Annotated in this window: 20 protein-coding genes; 15 read left to right on the top strand and 5 right to left on the bottom strand. The window is 60.5% G+C overall.

Annotation, left to right across the window (positions count from 1 at the left end):
- Positions 1-248: 248 nt before the first annotated feature.
- Genes CUJ90_RS19775 through hpnK form a run of 3 tightly spaced genes read left to right on the top strand, consistent with a single transcriptional unit; the run spans position 249 to position 2,766 of the window.
- Positions 249-599, top strand: coding sequence for a hypothetical protein (locus CUJ90_RS19775; protein WP_073432023.1), 351 nt, complete (start codon positions 249-251; stop codon positions 597-599).
- Between the two features lie 12 nt (positions 600-611).
- Positions 612-1,952 (top strand): bacteriohopanetetrol glucosamine biosynthesis glycosyltransferase HpnI, encoded by a 1,341-nt coding sequence (gene hpnI, locus CUJ90_RS19770; RefSeq protein WP_073432010.1) that lies wholly within the window; start codon positions 612-614, stop codon positions 1,950-1,952.
- Complete coding sequence (hpnK, locus tag CUJ90_RS19765) at positions 1,942-2,766, top strand: hopanoid biosynthesis-associated protein HpnK (RefSeq protein ID WP_073432009.1); 825 nt, start codon at positions 1,942-1,944, stop codon at positions 2,764-2,766. The genes hpnI and hpnK overlap by 11 nt, the downstream gene beginning before the upstream one ends.
- A 15-nt stretch (positions 2,767-2,781) precedes the next feature.
- Here the strand turns inward: hpnK and CUJ90_RS19760 are convergent, their stop codons facing one another.
- From CUJ90_RS19760 to CUJ90_RS19750, 3 genes are all read right to left on the bottom strand, one after another.
- Positions 2,782-3,609, bottom strand: a complete 828-nt coding sequence (locus CUJ90_RS19760; RefSeq protein ID WP_073432022.1) for a polysaccharide deacetylase family protein — start codon at positions 3,607-3,609, stop codon at positions 2,782-2,784.
- Entirely contained in the window at positions 3,606-4,721 is a 1,116-nt protein-coding gene (locus CUJ90_RS19755) for a glycosyltransferase family 4 protein (protein WP_073432008.1), read from the bottom strand. Before CUJ90_RS19755 ends, CUJ90_RS19760 begins: the two co-directional genes overlap by 4 nt.
- 385 nt (positions 4,722-5,106) lie before the next feature.
- A complete protein-coding gene (locus CUJ90_RS19750; RefSeq protein WP_235004986.1) occupies positions 5,107-5,358 on the bottom strand; it encodes a hypothetical protein in 252 nt (83 codons plus the stop codon).
- A 607-nt stretch (positions 5,359-5,965) separates the two neighbouring features.
- Between CUJ90_RS19750 and CUJ90_RS19740 the strand changes: the two genes are divergently transcribed.
- The 11 genes from CUJ90_RS19740 to CUJ90_RS19690 all read left to right on the top strand — a co-directional run bounded on the left by CUJ90_RS19740 (position 5,966) and on the right by CUJ90_RS19690 (position 17,103).
- Positions 5,966-6,640, top strand: a complete 675-nt coding sequence (locus CUJ90_RS19740; protein ID WP_073432007.1) for a response regulator — start codon at positions 5,966-5,968, stop codon at positions 6,638-6,640.
- Between the two features lie 83 nt (positions 6,641-6,723).
- The gene (locus CUJ90_RS19735) at positions 6,724-7,854 is read left to right on the top strand and encodes a porin (RefSeq protein WP_235004989.1); all 1,131 of its coding nucleotides are present in this window, start codon (positions 6,724-6,726) and stop codon (positions 7,852-7,854) included.
- Positions 7,855-8,513: 659 nt separating this feature from the next.
- Positions 8,514-8,903: a hypothetical protein gene (locus CUJ90_RS33300; protein ID WP_244220095.1), complete on the top strand. Its 390-nt coding sequence runs from the start codon at positions 8,514-8,516 to the stop codon at positions 8,901-8,903.
- 57 nt (positions 8,904-8,960) lie between these two features.
- Positions 8,961-9,119, top strand: a complete 159-nt coding sequence (locus CUJ90_RS33295; RefSeq protein WP_244220094.1) for a hypothetical protein — start codon at positions 8,961-8,963, stop codon at positions 9,117-9,119.
- 25 nt (positions 9,120-9,144) lie between these two features.
- Positions 9,145-9,741, top strand: coding sequence for an undecaprenyl-diphosphatase (locus CUJ90_RS19725; RefSeq protein WP_073432005.1), 597 nt, complete (start codon positions 9,145-9,147; stop codon positions 9,739-9,741).
- 289 nt (positions 9,742-10,030) lie between these two features.
- Entirely contained in the window at positions 10,031-10,789 is a 759-nt protein-coding gene (locus CUJ90_RS19715; protein ID WP_073432003.1) for a COG4705 family protein, read from the top strand.
- 25 nt (positions 10,790-10,814) lie between these two features.
- Complete coding sequence (locus CUJ90_RS19710) at positions 10,815-11,480, top strand: response regulator transcription factor (protein ID WP_073432002.1); 666 nt, start codon at positions 10,815-10,817, stop codon at positions 11,478-11,480.
- Positions 11,456-12,835 (top strand): ATP-binding protein, encoded by a 1,380-nt coding sequence (locus CUJ90_RS19705; protein ID WP_114163739.1) that lies wholly within the window; start codon positions 11,456-11,458, stop codon positions 12,833-12,835. Before CUJ90_RS19710 ends, CUJ90_RS19705 begins: the two co-directional genes overlap by 25 nt.
- A gap of 215 nt (positions 12,836-13,050) precedes the next feature.
- Positions 13,051-14,862, top strand: a complete 1,812-nt coding sequence (locus tag CUJ90_RS33010) for a sensor histidine kinase (protein WP_244220093.1) — start codon at positions 13,051-13,053, stop codon at positions 14,860-14,862.
- 322 nt (positions 14,863-15,184) lie between these two features.
- Complete coding sequence (locus CUJ90_RS19695; RefSeq protein WP_083086121.1) at positions 15,185-15,466, top strand: hypothetical protein; 282 nt, start codon at positions 15,185-15,187, stop codon at positions 15,464-15,466.
- Positions 15,467-15,741: 275 nt separating this feature from the next.
- Positions 15,742-17,103 (top strand): 2-hydroxycarboxylate transporter family protein, encoded by a 1,362-nt coding sequence (locus CUJ90_RS19690; RefSeq protein ID WP_073432020.1) that lies wholly within the window; start codon positions 15,742-15,744, stop codon positions 17,101-17,103.
- A 104-nt stretch (positions 17,104-17,207) separates the two neighbouring features.
- Here the strand turns inward: CUJ90_RS19690 and CUJ90_RS19685 are convergent, their stop codons facing one another.
- Together CUJ90_RS19685 and CUJ90_RS19680 are read right to left on the bottom strand one after the other, a co-directional pair.
- Positions 17,208-18,329: a YncE family protein gene (locus CUJ90_RS19685; RefSeq protein WP_114163738.1), complete on the bottom strand. Its 1,122-nt coding sequence runs from the start codon at positions 18,327-18,329 to the stop codon at positions 17,208-17,210.
- Between the two features lie 438 nt (positions 18,330-18,767).
- On the bottom strand, positions 18,768-20,438 hold the full coding sequence (locus tag CUJ90_RS19680) for an alkaline phosphatase family protein (RefSeq protein WP_114163737.1): 1,671 nt from the start codon (positions 20,436-20,438) through the stop codon (positions 18,768-18,770).
- Positions 20,439-21,313: 875 nt separating this feature from the next.
- Between CUJ90_RS19680 and CUJ90_RS19675 the strand changes: the two genes are divergently transcribed.
- The gene (locus CUJ90_RS19675) at positions 21,314-21,565 is read left to right on the top strand and encodes a hypothetical protein (RefSeq protein ID WP_073431996.1); all 252 of its coding nucleotides are present in this window, start codon (positions 21,314-21,316) and stop codon (positions 21,563-21,565) included.
- Positions 21,566-21,613 lie beyond the last annotated feature (48 nt).

Genomic DNA, 21,613 nt, shown 5'->3' with positions numbered 1-21,613 from the left:
GTTTGCTTAAGGTTTCCTTCAGCTTGGCTCGATACTATCGCCCATCGACAGCATACAGTCGTGTTAGTGACATGAGCGCGCAGTATCGTATATCGCTGATAGCTCGTTGAAGCTCGATCATAAGCGCGTCGATGGAACGCACGACGTTCGCGTTGGCCGTCCTCCTCGCGCTGACGCTCGCGGCGAACCGCCGCCGTCAATTGCTCGCGCGGACCCCGCGATGCTTTTATCAGGTCGGAGACGAAGCCATGAAGCCATTCACCGTCGATATGCTGCGAGCCCACCTGATGGTGGCTTCGCTCACCGCTCTCGCCGCCGATGTGCTTGCCTGCGTGACAGTGCTCGTTCTGCCGGAAGCGCACCATCTGTTCGTTTCCGCGGCTTTCCGCCTGATCGCGCTCGCCGTCATGGCGAGCGGCGTGATCGTCACACGCCAGTTTGCTCAGGCCGCGTTCGAGCATGCGGTCGAAGGCCGTCATGCGAACGCGGCCGGTTTTCACGCGCGACCTGTCAGGATCGCGCCGGGTTGCCCGCGGCTGCGGCTCGTCATTCTCCATCTACGCCTGACGGGTAAACCGTTCGTATTGGGCAGTCACTGACGGAATCCGCCGATGGCTGCGCACACATTGACCGTATGCCAATGGGTTCTGCTCACTGGCTGCGTCGGCGCATCGCTGTACGCAATGGCGGCGGTGCTGGCGATGCCGTTCTTCACGCTGCGCTGCGGCGCACCGTCCCGTTTCGCTCATCTTGCGCGAAGCGTTCGCGCAGCCGATACCACCAACCTCACGCACGGCGCGAGCATCGACGCGGCGGACGCATGTTCTGTCTATCCGTTCGTGCAGATGGGCGTGAGCGTGCTCAAGCCGCTTTGCGGCGCTGAGCCGCGTCTTTACGAAAATCTGCGGACGTTTTGCGAGCAGCGTCACGGGCATTTTCAACTCGTGCTGGGTGTGTCTTCTCCCGACGATCCCGCGGTTGCCGTCGCGCGCCGTTTGCAGGCCGCGTATCCGGCGCTCGATATCGAGCTCGCTATCGATCCGCGCGTGCACGGCAGCAATCTCAAGGTCAGCAACCTGATCAATATGGCGGAGCACGCGCGTCACGGTGTGTTTGTCATCGCCGATAGCGACATTGCCGTGGAGGCCGACTATCTCGACAGCGTGGCCGCGCCGCTTGCGGATCCGTGGGTGGGCGCCGTCACCTGTCTTTATGTGGCGCAGGGTTTGGGCGGCTTCTGGCAGCGCGTGGGTGCGCTCTTCGTCAACGAATGGTTTGCGCCTTCGGTGCGCGTCGCACATATGGCCGGCTCGCGCCGCTTCGGCTTCGGCGCCACACTCGCTTTGCGGCGCGCGACGCTCGAACGCATCGGAGGATTCGAGGCCCTGAAAGATTGCCTCGCCGACGATTACTGGCTTGCCGAACACGTGCGTGCGCTGGGATTGCAAACGGTGCTCTCGCGCGTCATGGTCGCCACCGACGTGATCGAGCCGACGTTTGCCGCGCTCTGGCAACGCGAAACGCGCTGGTTGCGCACGATACGTTCGGTGAATCCGCTCGGCTTTGCATTTCTGTTCATCACGTTTCCGACGCCCTGGCTCATCACGGGCATGTGGCTCACGAACGTGCTGACGACAGGTGCGAACAGTGGTCCGCTGCGCTGGCCGGTGCTCGTCAGCGCAGCGAGTACGGCTGCGGGGCTGGCCGCGCGCGTGCTGCTTCATGCGCGCGCCGCGCGCCATGAGCGTGCATTCCGCCACCCGTCCCCGACTTCGTTCTGGCGCGATCTGCCGCTGGTGCCGTTGCGCGACACGCTGCTGCTGTTCCAATGGATCGCCGGCGCTTTCGGTTCGCACGTGATGTGGCGTGGCGCGCGCGTGCCGGTCGAAAGCTCGACTTCGACGGCGCATGCAAAGCCGCTGCGCGTGATGGAGGCGTCCGATGGCCGCTAGGCCGCGCGCCCTGATCGTGACCGCCGACGACTTCGGCCGGCATTCACGGGTGAATCAGGCGGTCGAACGGGCGCATCGCGACGGCGTGCTGACGGCCGCGAGCCTGATGGTCGGTGCGCCCGCCGCAAGCGACGCGGTGAAGCGAGCCCGCGCTCTGCCGCAGTTGCGCATCGGCTTGCATCTCGTGCTCGCCGATGGCGATGCGGTCACCCCGCGCGCCGGCATCCCCGCCTTGCTCGACGAGCATGGGCGCTTCGGCGGCAATATGGTGCGCGACGGCGTGCGGTTTTTCTTTCTGCCGCATGTGCGCAAGCAGCTTGCCCGCGAAATTCGCGCGCAGTTCGAGGCGTTCGCCAGAACCGGACTCGCGCTCGATCATGTCAACACGCACAAGCATTTCCATCTGCATCCGACAGTGCTCGGCTTGATCCTTGAAATCGGCCGCGAATTCGGCATGAAGGCGATGCGTTTGCCGTTCGAGGCCAATGCGCCGCTATGGCTGAGACCATGGATCTCGAGCGTGAAGTGGCGGCTCGACGGCGCGGGCATTCTTCACAATGATTATGTCGTCGGCATTGCCGGCAGCGGTCGCATGGACGAAGCGGCGTGGCTGGCGGCGCTTGCTTCGCTGCCTGAGGGCGTGGCGGAGATTTACTGTCATCCTGCCGTTGCGGGAGAGTGCGTATTGAGTGACGGCATGCGCGACTATCGGCATGCGGACGAATTGGAGGCGCTGCTGTCGCCGAACGTCGCCCGCTCGATTCGAGGACTCGGCGCAAGGCTGGGCGGATTCGCCGATGTGTTGAACCGGTAGCGGCGCGGTTATCCGCTACCGCTTGATCTTGAGGTAAGCGCGACTGATCGCGGGCCGCGTATGGATCCAGAGCCGCGAGGCGAGCCATGACGCGGGCCGGTCGCGCACCTCGAGCCGGGTAATCGAGCGGACGGCATTGTCGTCCCTTTGCGGATAATTCGAGCCCGTCTCGCAGGTGTAGAGATGCCGGAAACCCGCCTGAACGGCGACTCGCCGGTAGTCATCGTCATAAAAGCCCTGGGGCCAGCACAGATGATCGGACACCGCGCCAAGCCGTGCTTTCAAGGTCGTGCGCGCGTCGCTGAGATCGCGCGCGAGTGCGGCGCACTTGTCGTCCGCTGTGGCCGACACCTGGTCCCATCGCACGTGGCGATGCGTATGGCTGTGAAACTCGAAGGTTCCGGCCTCGCGCATCGCATGGATCTCGGACCATCGGAGAATCGCGCGATCGGCTTCGCCGAGTTCGATCGCAATTTCGCCGTCGCGATGATTGAGTAGCCGAGGCAACGTGGCATCCGAGCGCGCATGTGGGCGCGCGGGTCCATCGCCTATCCAGCTCGTCACCAGAAAGCACAATGCGGTGAAACCGTGCGCTTGCAGAACCGGATGGGCATGCACCCAGTTGTCCAGATAGCCGTCGTCGAACGTTAAAACGACGGACCTCCCCGGTATCGGCTCTCCTGCCAGATAAGCCGATAGCCGCTCGCTGCCGACCGTTGTGTAACCCGCGTTGGCGAGATGCGCCATTTGCTCCGCGAAGTGCTCGGGCGATACCGTGATCATACCCGGCGACGTGCTGATATGGTGGTACATCAGCACGGGTAACGCCTTGGCGAAGGTCATGCGGCGGCCCGCCACGGGTCACAGACCCTGCGCGCGCGATCGATGCCGCGCCGGTAAAAATCCACGGTCTCGCTCGCCATGCTTTCCACCGTGAAATTGCCATCAGTCTTGATGCGCGCGGCCAGTCCGAAGCGCGCGCGCAATGGCGCGTCGTCTATCAGGCGCATGAGCGCGCCGCGCAATGCATCGACGTCTTGCGCGGGCACCAGCAAGCCGTTCACGCCGGAGTCGATCAGCTCGGGCACACCGTCGACATGCGTGCCGATCACCGGCAGACCCATCGCCATTGCTTCGATGAATGCCTGTCCGAGCGCTTCCTGATGGGTTGGCAATACGAAGAGATCGCAGCCGCGCAGCACGTTGTTGATGTCGTTGCGGAAGCCCAGCAAATGAATGCGATGGGTTAACCCAAAATCGTCGATCATCGACTTGAGCCTGTCGAATTCGCCGCCGCTGCCAGCCATCACCACGTGAAGATGCGGCCGGTCGGCCATGATTGGCCGCACCGCCGCGATCAGATCTTCGTGGCCCTTCTTGCCGCGCAGCATGGCCACGATTCCCGCGATGACCGCGCTCGAATCGAGTCCAAGTTCGTCGCGCAGCGTGGAGTGCGCGAGTGGCTCCGGTTTGACGATGCCATCGTAAATCGTTTCCACGCGACTTTCCGGCACACCGGCCGAAATCAGATACTTGCGCACGAAATGACTTACCGCGACGACCCGATGCGGGATCCAGTTATACGTAGCCAGCGACGTGATGGGTAGCGCCAGGTGGCGCGTCCGAACGATGAGCGGCGTTCGCGCAAGACGGCCCGCCATCCCGGCGACGAGGCTGTCATGGCCGCTGTGCGTATTCAGCACGTCAAAGCGGCGCTTGTCGAGAACCGACCGGATCGTGAGCATCGAGCGCATGTCGGCGCCGCCGCGCATGCGCGCGTGATGGACCGTAAAACCCTCGGCGTGCGAGCGGATGCCAAGTGTCGCGTCGTCGGGGCAGACCAGTTCCACGTTATGACCGAGCGCACGGAGCGCGATCATTTCCTTCAACGTACGGACTTCCTGGCCGCCCCAACCTCGCGATGACTCGCTATGGAGAACACCTAATGCTTTCATGCGCTGACTGTCCCCTGGCAACCTTTCTATCGACGGAGTCGTGACGTGACATTTCGTGAAATTAAATCCGGCGCGATCCGTTCTGAGCCAAGGAATTGGCTTGAGCGGCCGCGGCGTTAGCCGTCGCCGACCGGGCGTGGAGTCTCACGCGTTAACGTCCCTGCGGTGGTAACCGTTGACAAATTGTTACAAAATATTTCGCGTTTTGCCGGTGCTTTCTGAAGGCGTCGCAGCCGGCAGGACGCGTGTCGAAAGACGGTCTGCGTCATCGAGCAACGTTCACACCGTGAAGTGAATCCGATAACGGCTCGGGTTCGATCGCTAGGCACCCGGTGCGGCGATATTCACGGCCTTTATGACCATTGCTTGCGAGAACATGGCGGCGCTAGGGCCCCCTTGAGACCGTGATCGCCTTGAAGTTGCGCACGGCTGAAGCAGCAGCCGTTTTTTCGCGCCGATGCAGGTCGTCAGCGAGGAGTTCTTGGAAAAGCGTGGTTTCCTTGACGCCGTACAGCCGGAGGAATTCTTCAAGGGTATCGGTGATGGCTCGCTGCTCGGATTCAGCCGTCAGCATGCTGGCAATATGGGAGCATCCCCGAGCCAGTTCCAGCATGTAAATCATGCGCGCAGTCGTCATGGCACTTCCTCTCGTTCTCCTTTGCATCGTTGTTTCGACCGTCGGCATCAGCGCAACTTACTTCTCGTCCCGCCCGGCTTGACCCAATTGATTCTAGCTGGCGGTGCTGAAGGAAACCTTAAGCAGGGACTGTGAGCGGCTACAACTCTGGCCGTTCACTTCTTCGAGCCACCGTCTGACAAATCCCCGTGTTCGCCAGCGTTCCACAATGCGTACTTCGGACGGTCTTGCTGTCATGGAAATCCCCTATGAAAAACGGCTTCTGGTGTAAGTCGGCAGAAGGATTTCCTTCCCTAGAATCGCCTCATCGATGCAGCCGGGCGGCATTGCGCCGCGACGGACAATTACGGAGACGATCGATGACCTCGGGCTTTTGCTCGTGCCGTAGCATTTACTGCACGTCTGCCATTAGGCCTCCTTCTCAATAGTCGAGCGCATCGCCGCGGGCATGGCGACAGCCGACGGTGCCGGCGTTGCGCAAGCCCGGTGCCGTAAAGGTGCTCGTCGACATGCGCTCGCTGGAAGGCACCAACGCGTTGTGGGACGGCAACCACTCGTTGCCGAGCCTCAGGTTTTCGTGGCGCCGCTCGAAGGATCGGGGGAAACGATGAAGCTGCTGCTGGTGGAGGACAACGCGGAACTTGCGCACTGGGTCGCGAACCTGCTGCGCAATGAAAATTTCACGGTCGACATTGTGCTCGACGGTGAGCGCGCGGACTTGGTATTGATGACGCAACGCTATGACGTAGTGGTGCTCGACATCCGGTTACCTGGCATGGACGGAACGAACGTGCTCGCACGGTTGCGTCGTCGTGGCGACACCGTGCCTGTGTTGATGCTGACTGCCAACGGATCGACCGAGGACAAGGTCGACTGTTTCGACGCGGGTGCTGACGACTATGTCGTCAAGCCGTTCGATGCGCGAGAACTGGTGGCACGAATCAAGGGATTGATCCGCAGGCAATCAGGCGCAATGTCGGAGCATTTGACTTGTGGCGACCTGCAATACATCGCCGACACACGCGAATTCCGTCATAACGGCCAACCGCTGATCTTGCGTCGTCGTGAACACACAGTCCTCGAGACGCTGATGCTGAGAAAGGGCAAGACGGTGCCGAAGGCAACCCTCATGGAGACGATGTTCAGTCTTGACGACGAGCCGAGCGCGGATGCCGTCGAGATCTATATCCACCGGTTGCGGCGGCACCTCTACAGGTCGAGCGCACAGATCGTGACCTTGCGAGGGCTTGGCTACATCCTGCGCTGCAAGGACGCACTGTAGATGGTGGCGGTCGCCAAGCGCACCCGTAGCGCAGTTTCAGCAGACGGCAAAAGAAGATTTCAACGTAGTAACCTGAGGAGACGATCTTGAAGAAAGGGTATCTGGCTATCGCAGCCGCGGCGGGAACCGTTGCAGTGACCGGCGCGTACGCACAGTCGAGCGTCCAGCTCTATGGACTCATGGACCTGAGCTTTCCGACTTATCGGACGCATGCCGACGCGAACGGCAATCATGTCATCGGCATGGGCAACGACGGCGAGCCGTGGTTCAGCGGCAGTCGCTGGGGGCTCAAGGGTGCGGAAGACATTGGTGGCGGCACGAAGATCATCTTCCGACTCGAGAGTGAATTCGTCGTCGCCAACGGCCAGATGGAAGATCCGGGCCAGATTTTCGACCGGGACGCATGGGTCGGTATCGAGAACGACACGTTCGGCAAGATTACGGCCGGGTTCCAGAACTCGATCGCCCGCGATGCGGCAGCGATTTACGGCGACCCGTACGGTAGCGCGAGGCTGACGACGGAAGAGGGTGGCTGGACCAACTCGAACAACTTCAAGCAGATGATTTTTTACGCGGCCGGGCCGACCGGCACACGCTATAACAACGGTGTTGCGTGGAAGAAGCTCTTCAGCAATGGCATCTTCGCCAGTGCCGGCTACGCATTCGGCAACTCGACCAGCTTCGGCTCCAACTCGACGTATCAGGCTGCGCTTGGCTACAACGGCGGCCCGTTCAACGTGTCGGGCTTCTATAGCCACGTGAACCGCGCCGGTATCACCAACCAGACGTATTCGGTGGGTGGCAACTACACCTTCGGTATCCTGCGTGCCAACGCGGGTTACTTCCGTTACCTCGGCAATCAGGGCGCGCTCGGCCAGCGCCAGGACAACGCGTGGACCGCGTCGCTCAAACTGTCGCCGAAGGGTGCTTTCGACTACGAACTGGGCTATCAGCAGATGCGTGTGAAGAACGCCGCCTATAACGCCGACGGCGATATTCCGAATGCGAATCTCGGCGCCTTCGACCCGACATCGGGACTGCACAACGGCTTCAAGGAGACGCTGTACGGTTCGGTCTTCTATCACCTGTCCAAGCGTACCGAAGTGTATCTCGCCGGCGACTATATGCGGCTGCACGGTGGCTATACGGTTGGAAGCACCTTCGGCTCGACCAACCAGCTTGAACTGACCACGGGTGTCCGCACCCGTTTCTGAGCCTGGATCTGAGGCTGGAAGGCGCGCCTGCTGGCGAATTCATTGACGAAAACTGCTCCTGGTTGCGGCGACGGACAAATCCGTCGCCGCTTTTTTGTGCGCCCAGCATGGGCGCACTCTTGTGGGTGAAAGTCCCGCCACGAGTTGATCGCATCGAGCGAAGCGCAACTGCGTGAGGATGGCTGGGGGCATCGGCCAATGTTGCGAGACGGGCGGCGGCGGGCGACTGCCGTCGGTTGCGTAACAGCGCAAAGTTGCTCAACTGCGCCCTGGAGGAGCAGGTGGGCGCGCTCAACGATGCGGTCGCCGTGTTGCGGATAGCCGGATCACCCGCGTCTACGGGTGGGCAAAAAGGGACGCAGCGCGGAATGGTTGTCGATCGCGTCCGCGTGACGGGGCACGGGACATTCGCGAGACAGGTAAAGCCATTGCAGCGTAACCTGTCATGCAACTGAAGGTCTAATCCGGGCGGGGCGGTTCACCGGGAGATGCAACATGGACACTCGAGCGAAATTTCGCGAGCCTTCAGCCATTCTGCTCGCGGGCTTGCTTCTCTTCAGCCTCGGTGGATGCGATGCGTTGAGCCGACCGCCGGCACCGGAATGGCCAGGTCCACACGCACCGTATCCTTTTCCGGACGACATTGCGCATCGAATAGAATGACGCCAACGACGCGCCGGGCGCGGTCAGGCCCGCGCCGCATCGGCTTTATCCATGGCGATCGCGTTGGATACAAGGTGCAGTGCTGTCATTTTGAGCAAATGACTGCGGGAAATGACGGAGCACCACCGCACAGAGCAGACAAACATCTTCCCGAAAGAAAGAATGGATTCGGCTCAGGGCTGGCTAAGTATGCTTCGGTAGCCTTTCATTGCGCAAATCCCTGCGTTCTTTTTGAAGAGGCACCATGTACCACTACACCAGACTTTCTCCTTGCCATCACCATTGCCGCTACTGGCGTCGGCGCCTACGCCGCCGATGTCCGCACGGAAAACGACGCGATGGCCAAGGCCAACATGCCACTCACTCTGGCGGTCAAAATTGCATAGTCGCACGCCAATGGCAAGGCGTCGAGAGCCGAGTACGAAAACTCGAAGCAGGGCGGGATGTATGACGTGGAGATCGCCAGTGGAACCAAAGTCTTCGATGCCAAGGTCGATGCCAACAAGGGATGGATGATCTCATCCGCTGAGGACAAGGTCGACCCGATGACGATCACGACAAGCAATACTGATAACCGAACAGTACTGTCGGCTCGCCTGTAACGGGTGATCCGGCCATGGAGACTTCATGGAAGCGGTCAACCAGACACTCTTTCTCTTGATCAATGCGCCAGAGCGGCCGAACATACTTGCGTCGACGCTGGCGATCTTCCTGGCGGAATGGCTCATCTGGGCGGTACCTGTCGCGATCGGCACCGGCTGGCTGCGCGGCAACGGGAAGACCGGGCAAATGATGCTTGTTGCTACCGCATCAGGGTTGGTTGGAATGCTCATCAATCAGATCGTCGGTTTGGTGTGGTCGCACCCCCGGCCTTTCATGATCGGCCTCGGGCACACGTTCATCCCGCATGTTGCTGATTCATCATTCCCAAGCGACCATCTGACGCTGTGGTGGGCCACTGTGTTCAGTGTTCTCATGCAGCAAGGTCCACGAAGAGCGTGGTGCGCGTTGGCTTTGCTGGGAATCTCCATCGCCTGGGCACGCATATACCTGGGCGTTCATTTTCCGTTCGACATGTTAGGGGCCGCCGTGGTTGCCGCGCTCAGTGCATGGCTGACGTTGAATGCCGCTCATTGGTACCTGCCGCCGGTATATCGACTTGCTGTCGGCATGCATCGCATACTTTTCAGCAGGCTGATCAGACTGGGATGGGTTCGCGAATGAAGCAGCCTATGACTGAGCTAAGTCGGCCTGGTTAGGCTTGTCGAATGCCTTCTTCACTTTGCGGAAAAACTGGCTGCTCAAAGTCCGCCGAGGACCCGAAGCCGGAATCTGGACGTCATATGGGATTCGACCGGGGAGGAACTGAGCCCTCGCTCTGACGATGAATTGCACGTTCCCGACAAGGCCATCGACCGCGCGCCGATGCACCGAGTCAGTCCGGTAACGCATGATCGCGCTGTTGAAACTTTCAACAGGCTTCAGAACAACGTGTAATCCACGAATATGCTCCATGAAAACTTCAACAGAACAGGCTCTAACCAAAGTCCCCGAAGTCACGCTGGGCTTCTGGCTCATCAAGGTTGCCGCCACCACGCTTGGCGAAACCGGCGGCGATGCCGTCTCGATGTCCATGAACCTTGGCTATCTGCTCGGTACCGTTATCTTCGCGGCAATCTTCGTCGCCGCTGTGATCTGGCAGATCAAGGCCAGGGAGTTTCATCCCTTCCTTTACTGGGTCACCATCATCGCGACCACTACGGTCGGCACGACGCTCGCTGATTTTGCCGATCGCTCGCTGGGAATCGGATACCTTGGCGGTTCGAGCCTGCTGCTCGCCTTGCTGCTCGGCTCACTGCTCCTCTGGCATCGCACCCTTGGCTCGGTATCGGTGAGTACCGTCAGTTCGCCCAGGGCGGAAGCTTTCTACTGGGTGACGATCATGTTCTCCCAGACATTGGGAACCGCGCTGGGCGACTGGACCGCCGACACAGCCGGCCTGCACTATGCCGGCGCGGCAATCGTGTTCGGCGGACTGCTCGCCATGATTGCGACAGCCTATTACTGGACTCGTGTGTCCCGAACGCTGCTGTTCTGGGCCGCCTTCATCCTGACCCGCCCACTGGGTGCCGTGGTCGGTGACTTGCTGGACAAGCCGCTGAACGCGGGAGGTTTGGCACTGAACCGGTATTCGGCATCCGCCGCGCTTCTTGCCTTCATGCTGACCGGTATCCTGCTGTTCCGGCAACGGGCAGCCAAAGCTGCGCATTGAACAACGAAAAGTGAACGGAGGGGAAATGCGGGTGTTGCTCGTCGAGGACGACCCCATGATCGGCGAAGCGATCCAGAGCGCGCTGAAGGATGCGTCCTATGCGACGGACTGGGTAAAAAGCGGACAGAGCGCGCTGACGACGCTGGGTTGCCAGCACTATGACCTTGTGCTGCTCGACCTTGGTCTGCCTGGCAAGGACGGGCTGGACGTGCTCTCCAGCATTCGTGGCAACGACAATCCGGTTCCCCTGGTGATCATTACGGCGCGCGATGGTCTCGATGACCGTCTGCGTGGTCTGGATGGCGGAGCCGACGATTACGTGCTCAAGCCGTTCGAGATGGCGGAATTGCTAGCGCGTATGCGCGCCGTGCTGCGTCGCAAGGCTGGCAATGCTGCGCCCGTTCTCAGCAACGGCGCGGTATCGCTCGATCCCGTCACCAGAGAGGCCAGCGTCACCGACGGTTCGCCCGTGCAACTGTCAAACCGCGAGTTCTCGCTGCTGCAAGCCTTGCTGGTTCGACCCGGCGCCATCCTGTCTCGCCGCGAGCTGGAGGATCGCATCTACGGATGGGGCGAGGAGGTCGAGAGCAATGCTGTCGAGTACCTGATCCACGCTTTGCGGCGCAAGCTGGGCAGCGAGATCATCAAGAACATCAGGGGCGTGGGATGGATGGTTTCAAAAGGCGGCTGAACGAATCGATTCAGATCAAGCTGTCCCTGACCCTGTCGTTGGTAATTCTGATCGTTGCCGTCGCGGCAGGCGTGTTCTCGTTCCTGTCCGCTTTCGATGAAGCACACGGGTTGCAAGACGACGTACTGCGACAGGTGGCACAGTTGACGGAACGGCAGCATCTGTCGCCCATTCTGCCGGGCGCCGATGTCCGTCGCGAAGATAGCAATGAAGAATCCCGTGTGATCGTCCAGCGCCTTGGTGATGGCAATTCATCAATGGTGAGCGTTGACAACGGCGGACTGCTGCCCCTTCCCACAACGCTGACTGATGGCCTGCATACGCTGGATGTCAATGGCGAGACCTTCCGCGTGCTGGTCAGCACAACTGCGGCTGGCGAGCGCATTGCGGTGGCCCAGGAGTCTGGCTTCCGCAACGAAATTGCGCGCGACGGTGCGTTGCGTACCGTGATGCCCTTCCTGATTCTCGTCCCGGTTCTGTTGCTGATCGTTGCCGACATGGTGCGCAAGATGTTCCGGCCCATTGCCGTGCTTTCCAGGGAAATCGACCAGCGTTCCGAGCAGGAACTGCACCCCATTGAAGACAGCCACCTGCCCGCAGAAGTTCGCCCGTTTGTGGTGGCAATCAATCGGCTACTGGCACGCGTTTCTACCTCGATGGACAGCCAGCGCCGTTTTGTCGCCGACGCGGCCCATGAACTGCGCTCGCCGTTGACGGCCCTGTCGCTGCAAGCCGAACGGTTGGCGGAAGCGGACATGTCCAGCCAGGCGCGTGAGCGATTGACCGCATTGCGGCGGGGCATTGAGCGTGGCAGGAGTTTGCTGGATCAACTCCTTGCGTTGGCAAGGGCGCAATCCGCTTCGGAGTCGCCGAACTCGCTGGTGTCCATTCAGAGCATCTACCGCCGTGTGCTGGAAGACCTCATGCCTCTCGCCGAGGCCAGGCGCATCGACATCGGCGTCGAGGGAGTCCAGGACGCTGAAGTGTGGTGCAGTGAACTTGACATGATGGCCCTGGTCAGGAACCTGGTCGATAACGCCATCCGTTATACCCCCCACGATGGAAGGGTAGACCTGTCTGTTGCCACAGCGGAAGGCCGCGCAACATTGAGAATCCGGGACTCGGGGCCAGGCATTCAAGTCAGCGAACGGGAGCGGGTGTTCGACCCGTTTTATCGCTCTCTCGGAAGCGGGCAGGTCGGTTCTGGTCTGGGCCTTTCCATCGTCAAGGCAATATCGGATCGGATTGGCGCAGAAATTCGGCTTGGGTTTTCCGATGAAACGTTACGTTCAGGGCTGTGTGTCTGCGTTATCGTGCCGTTGAACGAGGGTCGAGCCACGCTGAAGCCGGGTTGACTTTTCCGTGCATATACGCACGCAGTTTTCGAGGGCCGTCGGTGAACGTTGCCTGTTCTCCGGCGATGCTCGCGTGGTGCCGGGGGAACGCACGCAGGCGTTCTCATCGAGGATCGGTCCGATCCGGCAGCAAGCCAGCATACTTCGGGATGGCGGCAAGTCGCGTATGTATGTAACAGTCCGGTCCTTGAGGGCACCCGGAGTCGAACGTGCACATGAAGATGAGAGGTATCCCTTTATGGGGCTGGTCGGCCGCGGCGGCGCTGTACTTTGGCGTCGCAGCGGTCGCCGTCGAATTCGTGTGGGAGCGCGCGATCGACGCGCTGACAGAGGTCGGTGCCCACCGGCTCGCCCTGTACGCTGCCGATCTGCAGAGCGAACTGGTCAGGCACGAGATGATGCCCGCAATCGTCGCGCGCCAGGAGAGCGTGCGGGCATTGTTGAGCGCGGCGTCCCCCGCACCGCCGGAACTGCTGCAAACCGTCAATACTTACCTCGAGGCAGTGAATCGCGAAGCCGGCAGCGTCGCCGTGGACGTCATCGACCTGCACGGGTCGGTCATTGCAGCGAGTAACTGGAATCAGCCGGTAAGCTTCATTGGCACCAACGTAGCGTACCGGCCGTATTTCAGGGACGCGCTGGCACGCGGCTCGGGCCGGTTTTTCGGCATCGGCACCAATACGGGCATACCCGGTCTGTATTTCGCGAGCGCGGTGCACGACGGCACAGTGCCAATCGGCGTAACGGCGGTCAAGGTCAGTCTCGATGCGCTCGAATCTGCATGGCGAACGCCGGCTGAAGCAGCCATGGTGGTCGACGGCAATGGCGTAATCGTCATTTCGACGGTGCCTGGGTGGAAATTCATGGCGCTCCGATCCGTCACGGCGGAGCAGCAGCGCCAGATCCGGGCATCGCGACAGTACGCGGGCCGCACGGTTCAGGCGCTGCCCCATCGCCGTCTTGGCGACTGGAGTTCCATGGCCTGGTTCGCGCGCTTTCCCGATTGGACCCACCCCAACCATGACAGGCGCTATCTGGTAGTGACGCGACCAGCGCCTCAGGGTGACGAATCGATCATGGTCCTGCTAGACGTCGCCGGAGCGCGGCGTCAGCAGTTCATCGCGCTCGCGTTTGTCACGGGCGGCTTCCTGATCGCGGGACTCTACTGTCTCTACGCGATCCAGCGTCGGCGTGCGATCACCGAAAAGCTCAACGCACAAGGCGCGTTGCGCAGCGCCAACGACCGGCTGGAGGTCACGGTTCGGCAACGCACGGCAGCATTGACGCAGGCCAACGAAAGCATGCAGCAGGAGATCGAGGAACGCACGCGCGCGGAGCAGGAGTTGGTCGAATCGCGCGAGCAGTTACGCGAAGTGTCCGCGCACATGGAGGCTATCCGGGAAGAAGAACGCAAGCGCATTGCGTTGGAAATTCACGACGAACTGGGCCAGTTGCTGACGGCATTGAAGATGGACGTTGCTCTGCTGAAGATGCGGCTTGGCGATAACCCCGACGCGAAACAGAAGGCGGACGACATGCGCGAACTCGTCGAGAAAACGATCTGGATGGTCCGCAATGTCGCGAACCATCTGCGGCCGGCGGCGCTGAACTTCGGGATCGTTTCGGCACTCGAGTGGCTGGTCGAGGGCTTCGGCCGGCGCAACGGCATTCCGTGCCAGTTGCGCATCAATGGCGGCGAGCCGGTGCTGCCTGAGGCCTGCGCAACCGCGGTGTTCCGGATTGTGCAGGCTTCGCTGACCAACGTTTTGCGTCATGCGGGTGCGAGCCGTGCCGACGTCACGCTGACCAGCACCGCGACGGCACTCGACCTCTGTGTCAGCGACGATGGCCGCGGTTTCGATCCGGCGACGGCGTACAGCGGCAATTCGTACGGCCTGCTCGGCATGCGGGAACGCGCGCGCCTGATCGGCGGGTCGATGACAATCGACAGTGCACCCGGCACGGGCACAGCCATTTCGTTACGCATTCCGCTGACGGCGGGGGCAGACAATGATCAAGAGGAATGAAAGGTACACGCGCGGCTGTATATCGTGTGTCTTACGGTCCGGATGGAACAGAAAACCGGGCGTTGCGGGTTAACGCCGACGATTTCGCAGCCGCACAGAAAGCTGGCAGAAGGCATCCGGTTTCTATAATCCATTGCAAATCGTCCAGAAAAGCGCCGCTCCTTGGAGAGCGGCGTCACGCCGCAGGTTGACAGTAGCTCATCGACCATACGGCAGCAGCGGGGAGCAATGAGTGGACATGCCATTTACCCACGATGCCCCCACGGTGCCGGAATCACTCCCTGGCGCAGGCCTGCAATCAACGCGACGTGTGGAGACAGCGATGAAAGATACCGAAATCGAGCGGTGGCCATTTGCGGTCCTCATCTGCGTCTGTCTTGGAGGCCTGATGTTGAAGGCGTATGCGTTCGGGCAATACGCTTCCCCGCCTGATGGTGCGGTAGCTCTTACATGTAGCGACCTGCTGGTCTTTCTCGGCGGTGTTGGCAGTGCCGGGCTTCTTTGTATCAGGCTCTTCGGTCCCGCAAGGGTTGAGAGCACGCTTTTCTGGGTGTTCCTCGCGGGGATCATCGGCGCTGCGATCCTCTTTTGCCGGGGGACATGAAGGAGGAAATCGAGATGGCTTACATCATTCATTGACACGGGATCTAGCGATGACTGAAGGCGGAATGTCTTTCCCCAGAGGCGCAACGCCCTGCGATGATTACTTTGCACCAGGGCGCATGATGCGCTGTGATCTTCAGATGGATTTCGCATCCATCGACGATTTCGCCTGAGCGCCGAAGCCACCACCAGGATCCATTGAACAGAATGGCGGGAGCGCATTCCGACGCTTCGCTGCAACGCAGCCGCCAGCCTTCAACCGCGAGGAGACACTTCGTGCAAGCCACTTCACACACCTCACCGCCCGCACCGCCGCCGGCGCAACAACTGGCAGTCAAACCGCGCTTCTGGCCCGAAGGCTGGTGGAAGCTGATGGAATACCGGATAGGCATCATTCCGCTGCCCGTCTACGTGATTCTGCTTGCGCTGATTGCAGGCTTCGCGGTCACCGGCAAGGTGCCCGGCGAGATATCGATGGCCATCGCAGTATTGGCCTTCTTCGGCTTCACCTGCGCCGAGCTCGGCAAGCGCCTGCCAATCGTGCGCAACATCGGCGCCGCCGCCATTTTCGCGACCTTCATTCCGTCCGCGCTAAGCTACTACCACCTGTTGCCCAAACCGATCCTTACGCTCACGACGGATTTCACGAAGTCGACCAATTTTCTGTACCTGTTCATTGCGTCGATCATCGTGGGCAGCATTCTGAGCATGGACCGGCGCGTACTGATCCAGGGCTTCATCAAGATCTTCATTCCGCTCGCGCTCGGCTCCGTCGCGGCCGGTATCGTCGGCACGCTCGTGGGTATGGCGCTCGGACTCGGTGCGCACCATACGTTCTTTTATATCGTGGCACCGATCATGGCGGGCGGCGTCGGGGAAGGCGCGATCCCGTTGTCTGTCGGCTATTCGGAGATCCTTCACTTGCCGCAGGGCGACCTGTTTGCGCAGGTCCTGCCGCCGGTAATGCTCGGCAGTCTCACGGCGATCGTATTCTCCGGCCTGCTGGACAGGGTCGGAAAGCGGTTTCCTCATCTCACCGGCGAAGGGCGGCTGCAAGTTGGCGAGGAAGACGCAATGGATCCGGTGCAGGAGGAAATACGCGGACATGTGGACGTCACGCACATCGCGGCGGCGGGCATTACCGCGATCACGTTATACCTGCTCGGGCTGATGTGCCGGAACCTGTTCGGGCTGCCCGCGCCGGTCGCCATGCTGTTTCTCGCGGTGCTGGTCAAACTCGCCCGGGCAGTGTCTCCGCCACTTCAGGAGGGGGCTTTCGTCGTCTACAAGTTCTTCTCGACTGCGGTTACCTATCCGCTGCTCTTCGCGATCGGCGTGGCAATGACACCTTGGGACAAACTGATGGCCGCGTTCACCATCGCCAACATCGTGACCATCGTGGCCACGGTGGCAACCCTGATGGGCACCGGATTCCTGGTGGGTCGCCGGTTGAAGATGTACCCGATCGATACGGCGATCGTAAACGCGTGCCACAGCGGTCAGGGCGGCACGGGCGACGTTGCCATCCTGACGGCAGCCAATCGTATGCAACTGATGCCATTCGCTCAGATCGCCACGCGAATCGGCGGCGCAATTATCGTCACGCTGACGTTGATCGTGCTTGCACACATTGGATGATTCTCAATCTCTGGTTGTCGCGCCGGATGCGGGTCGATTCGACGCGCATCCGACGGTTCGTGGCTCCACTGGAATCATTCGTCGAAGCTCTCGAACGGAACTGGCTAGCGGGTCGAGAACACCGAGACGCCGCCGTTGGGAAAGTCGGTCGCGCCGCCTTGGAACGGCACATACACCTGTCCACGCGTGCTGTCGATGGCGACAGAATGCGCGCCTGTGCCGACTGGAATCTTGAAGAGCAACTGCCGTGACGCGCCATCTATCACCGCCATCTGCGGACTGAAGCCCGACTCGGCAGCAATTCCGCTCGACACGTAGTGCCGGGCAGGCAGGAAATAGCGGTTGGACGCCGGATCATAGCCAACCTGGTCCACACCGCCAAATGGCAGGCTGGCCCGAATCTCGCCGCTCGTGCGGTCCAGAATGAGCGTGATGAGGGGATCGCCGGCTGACGGATCGCATCCAACGAGCACGTCGTTATTCGGCCCGAGTACGATTCCCGTCGGTGCGCATTTGCCCAGCGCAAACGACTTGCCGACAGATGGATTTCCCGCTGCTGCGGAACTGGCGGCGATGACATCGAGCTCGCCGTCGGGATTGGCGGTGGTCCCATCGTTGTTGATCAGAAAGCTCTTCGAGGCAGGATCATAGGTGCATGCTTCGAGCCCGGATGAACCGTTGAAGGGAAGTGTCACCACGACCTTCTGGGTCAACGTGGAAACAAACGTGACGAAAGGCGGCGATTCTCCAGGGCTCGCATACATCACGAGATGATCATCCGGATCGTAACAGCCCTCATCGACGCGCGATCCGGACGTGCTGATGGCAATGGTGTTGACCGTCTTTCGCGCAGCGGTATCGATCACTTTGACAGAGCCGACGTCACCCACATAAATCGTGCTCGTGCCGGTGATGCCCACGATTCCGTCGGGACCCGACTCGTTTGTCGTTGCGCCGGCACCAGTGAACGGTCCGGGGATCTGCGCGACCAGCGTGTTCGATTTTGTATCGACGACATCCACTGCCTTGTTGTTGCGGTCGGCGAGAAAGTACGTTCCGGCTTCAACGTAGCCGATGTCGAAACTGAACGACGGGCTTGAGGCATTCGGCACGGCGATATTCGCCACGAGCTTCGGCACAGTGGGGCCGCTGACGTTATCTCCGCCGCCGCAGCCGGTCAACGCGGCCATTCCGAGCAAGATCGAGGTCATCAGGTGCTTTTCCATCCAGTCGTCTCCTTTCCGTTTATTGACCTGACAGCTCATTCATTAAGGAATCTTAAGAAATGGTAGTGAGGGGTCGGCAGTACGCTTCACACAATGGCTTTGCAATGGTGAATCGGAAAGTAAAACTTATTTATGGTCTGCATTGAGCGAACGCTATAGTTGTAAACGATCTGAAGCCTGCCTGAGCGCGCGATGAAGGCGCGGGTATTCCGTAGTGACGCGCTCTCGTGGATTTCCCTTGGAGTGCGTCAGGCACTTTGGATAGTCGGTGCAAGATCCCGCGCAACCTGTACAAAGCTGCGCGAGCCGCGACGTCGTCTTCCAGGGATCGGTTATCCGTGGGAATATGCACCGGCCGCCGCATGTGCGTCGACCGGTCGCCGTGGCTCAACTGGCACCGACCGCAATAGGCACGACACGGCGGGTACAGCCATTCACCTAAAAGCGCTCGCCATCGAACTCCGGCAGCGTACGCGTTCCTTCAGCAGCGACCGAGTGCAGCAGTTCAGGATCCAGATCGAGCAAACGCAGGATCGTCGGCGCAACCTGGGTGGTCAGCACACGCTCGCCGTTGGTCCGTCCAGCGTGACGGCCGTGAGGCACATAAACCACGAGACCGAGATGGCTGTCGTCGGGGGCGTTGCCGCCGTGTTCTTCGTCCTTGGTCTTGCTCGATGTATAGATGACCCCCGGGTTCGGCTGGACGACGATGTCAGGCGTGCGGCCGCGGGCAGGTTCACCGAATCGGTCGTTCAACCGCGGGCCGTACAGAATGTATGCCTGCGGGCCGTCCGCGCAAATGCCGGGTGCGTTGCAGTTCAGGTTGTCTTTCAGGGTCTTCACGACCGCAGGCAGTTGGCTCTGATCGCGCAACCAGATCAGGCCGATGTCATCGGTCTGCACGAAACCCGTACCGACGAGCCCGGTTCCATCATTGAGGTTGCCGCTCTTCGTACTGTTCTGCCCGAAGTTGCCGTTCGGATCCAGATAGTTGCTTGCTTCAAGGAGTTTCGAGAGTGTATCGCCGTTCTTCACCAGCATTGAATGGTCGGTCGGGGACTGCCCATGCTTCGCGGTGACGATGATCGCCGTCGACGAATAAAGGTTGCGCTGCTTGAGTTCGGACACGATGCGACCCAACGCGTTGTCCAGATAAGCAATTGCGTTGGCTACCTGCGGACCAGGCGTGAAGCTCGCATCCAGATAGCCGCCACCCGTCGCAACCGCTGCTTTCTGGGCGACGCTCAATGTCTGGAAGTTGGTTCCAAACACCGTGGGCGCGTCGGCGCTGGATTGACCTGTCGAATCCTTGCTGTCAATTTCATTGATCAACGACTGCACATGCAGATTATCGAACTGTTCCGTGTGCGTATAGACGTCGGTGTAGCTCGTATTGGTAGCGGGATCAATCGAATTGATCTCGGTGCGCGAAAGATCGTCGACGCCTGTGCCGGACGGTCCATTCAGCCAGTCGTAGCCCCACGCATGTTTGTCCGCCCAGGCGGTGCGAGCGCCTTTCACGTGGCCTTTGACCACTTCGAAAATCGTGTTGGTCTTTACGTAATTGTGCGGATACACTGGCGTACAGACTCCGTTGATCAACGCGTGAGGAATTGCTTGCGGATTGAACGCGCCACCACCGTCGAGATGCGTCAGTGCACCGCCGTTTTCGCCATCGATGCCAGTGGTCTCGTCGAATACGACGTTCCAGCCTTGCTTGCCGGTGCAATTGCTATCGGACGGTGCGAACAGTGTGCGGTCATAGGACACGTCGTAGAACAGGCCCGTGGATTTGGGCGAGCCGCCGGTGACGAGCGCGGCGAGGCCCGGAAACGAATCGGAAAGACCCGGCGTGTGCGCGTTGGTGTAGGTCGTACCCGACCTGGCCAGCAATGCAAGATTCGGGCACGCATTCGAACCGACGCAGCGTGCGACATCCTGCTCATGCAAACCATCGAAGCTGATCAACAACACATGCTTCACTGACTCAAGCTCGTGATCATGTACGTCGAACGCCGCTGCGCCCGCCGAGTACAGCCCGGCAAGCAAGGCAACGCTTACGCTAACGGCGCTTTGCGTACGAGGCTTCCACATCTTGATCGTCTTCATTTCCTATCCTTTTATAGTTCGCCACGGAATATCCGGTAATCCGGGAATGAATGTGCAGTGGAATTGAGTCGTCCGGATGAATCGACGCTTTCGATTGCATAACCCGCCAACGCTAGAAACAAAGAAAAGAAGCCGGGTTTCGCTTCCATGCGCTGCACGACAAGATCCATCGAGAAGATGTGTTGGCGCACGCGTACGCCAGGTGCCGCGCGAACAGCGTTGGCCGCTGAGCGGCGCGCGATTGCGGACGGAGCCTGGCAAGCGCTCGCAGGATCGAGCGAAGGCCTGGCGCCCTATCAGTAACAGGACTGACGATTATTACCCCGATTCTTTGTGCTCCATTCATCGAATCAGTAGCAGCCAGTCCGCTGCAGCCTTGGCGCTTGATCCCCTGCCGATGTACCACTTCGTCTGGAAACGACGTACAGTCGAGCCGGATCGCGGGTTTCGGGTTCCCAGGCGCGTCCTCGCACTACCACGCGGTGCCGGCCTCGCGGGGCTAATGTACCCACGATCAAAGGTGGCGACACTGTCGGTAACAGGAATGGAAGAGAACAGCGGGTCGGCTTACGTTGGTCGTCGAGGCTCGGATGTGTGCGAGGTGAGGAGCAATGTATCGGGACCCCCCAAAGCGTATGGCGATATTCTGGCGGCGCCTGGCCTTGCCAGGTTGGGTGGTCCTCGTCGCCTGGTACGGGACGCCCACGGCATGCGCTCGTCGATGAGCCGGCGCGGTGATCGCTGGGACGTTTGATATTACAACAGTGCTCGATACATTGCTGCGCAGCAGAATAGCGGTAGTCTAAAGGCGGAGCGTCGGCAATCGTTCGCCCCACGGTCGCAATGTGACAGGAGAATTGACAGGAGAACGCACCATGACGACTTCCCAGGCTTACGGGCCAATCGCCCCTGTATTGCATGTCTTCGAGCAAGCCGGAGGCTGGCATTGGGGTATCACCATCCCGCGTGCACGGGGGAGCGGATTCAAGCTCATTGCTTTCAGTGAGAAAACCTTCCTGACTGAGAACGCCGCCCGCAGGGACGGGCGTCAAGCGCTGGTCAACCTGGCGGGTAGTGGCACATGCGGCCCACTCGTCACCGAGTCCGCAGGAGAACAACTCTTGTAAGGCCGCTATGCGAAAATCAAAAACCGCCCCTATCGGTCAGGAAGTGAC

Source organism: Paraburkholderia terricola, from assembly GCF_003330825.1.
Classification (GTDB): Bacteria; Pseudomonadota; Gammaproteobacteria; order Burkholderiales; family Burkholderiaceae; genus Paraburkholderia; species Paraburkholderia terricola.
This window is presented reverse-complemented; position numbering and strand designations above follow the sequence as displayed.

Bases quoted from the DNA above. Each gene is read 5' to 3' on its own strand.
- CUJ90_RS19695 (WP_083086121.1), top strand. From the start codon at position 15,185: ATGAAAGATACCGAAATCGAGCGGTGGCCATTTGCGGTCCTCATCTGC.
- CUJ90_RS33010 (WP_244220093.1), top strand. From the start codon at position 13,051: ATGAAGATGAGAGGTATCCCTTTATGGGGCTGGTCGGCCGCGGCGGCG.
- CUJ90_RS19775 (WP_073432023.1), top strand. From the start codon at position 249: ATGAAGCCATTCACCGTCGATATGCTGCGAGCCCACCTGATGGTGGCT.
- CUJ90_RS33295 (WP_244220094.1), top strand. From the start codon at position 8,961: ATGTATGACGTGGAGATCGCCAGTGGAACCAAAGTCTTCGATGCCAAG.
- hpnI (WP_073432010.1), top strand. From the start codon at position 612: ATGGCTGCGCACACATTGACCGTATGCCAATGGGTTCTGCTCACTGGC.
- CUJ90_RS19715 (WP_073432003.1), top strand. From the start codon at position 10,031: ATGAAAACTTCAACAGAACAGGCTCTAACCAAAGTCCCCGAAGTCACG.
- CUJ90_RS19705 (WP_114163739.1), top strand. From the start codon at position 11,456: ATGGATGGTTTCAAAAGGCGGCTGAACGAATCGATTCAGATCAAGCTG.
- CUJ90_RS19750 (WP_235004986.1), bottom strand. From the start codon at position 5,358: ATGACGACTGCGCGCATGATTTACATGCTGGAACTGGCTCGGGGATGC.
- CUJ90_RS19755 (WP_073432008.1), bottom strand. From the start codon at position 4,721: ATGAAAGCATTAGGTGTTCTCCATAGCGAGTCATCGCGAGGTTGGGGC.
- CUJ90_RS19685 (WP_114163738.1), bottom strand. From the start codon at position 18,329: ATGGAAAAGCACCTGATGACCTCGATCTTGCTCGGAATGGCCGCGTTG.
- CUJ90_RS19675 (WP_073431996.1), top strand. From the start codon at position 21,314: ATGACGACTTCCCAGGCTTACGGGCCAATCGCCCCTGTATTGCATGTC.
- CUJ90_RS19710 (WP_073432002.1), top strand. From the start codon at position 10,815: ATGCGGGTGTTGCTCGTCGAGGACGACCCCATGATCGGCGAAGCGATC.
- CUJ90_RS19740 (WP_073432007.1), top strand. From the start codon at position 5,966: ATGAAGCTGCTGCTGGTGGAGGACAACGCGGAACTTGCGCACTGGGTC.
- CUJ90_RS19725 (WP_073432005.1), top strand. From the start codon at position 9,145: ATGGAAGCGGTCAACCAGACACTCTTTCTCTTGATCAATGCGCCAGAG.
- hpnK (WP_073432009.1), top strand. From the start codon at position 1,942: ATGGCCGCTAGGCCGCGCGCCCTGATCGTGACCGCCGACGACTTCGGC.
- CUJ90_RS19680 (WP_114163737.1), bottom strand. From the start codon at position 20,438: ATGAAGACGATCAAGATGTGGAAGCCTCGTACGCAAAGCGCCGTTAGC.
- CUJ90_RS19760 (WP_073432022.1), bottom strand. From the start codon at position 3,609: ATGACCTTCGCCAAGGCGTTACCCGTGCTGATGTACCACCATATCAGC.
- CUJ90_RS33300 (WP_244220095.1), top strand. From the start codon at position 8,514: ATGACGCCAACGACGCGCCGGGCGCGGTCAGGCCCGCGCCGCATCGGC.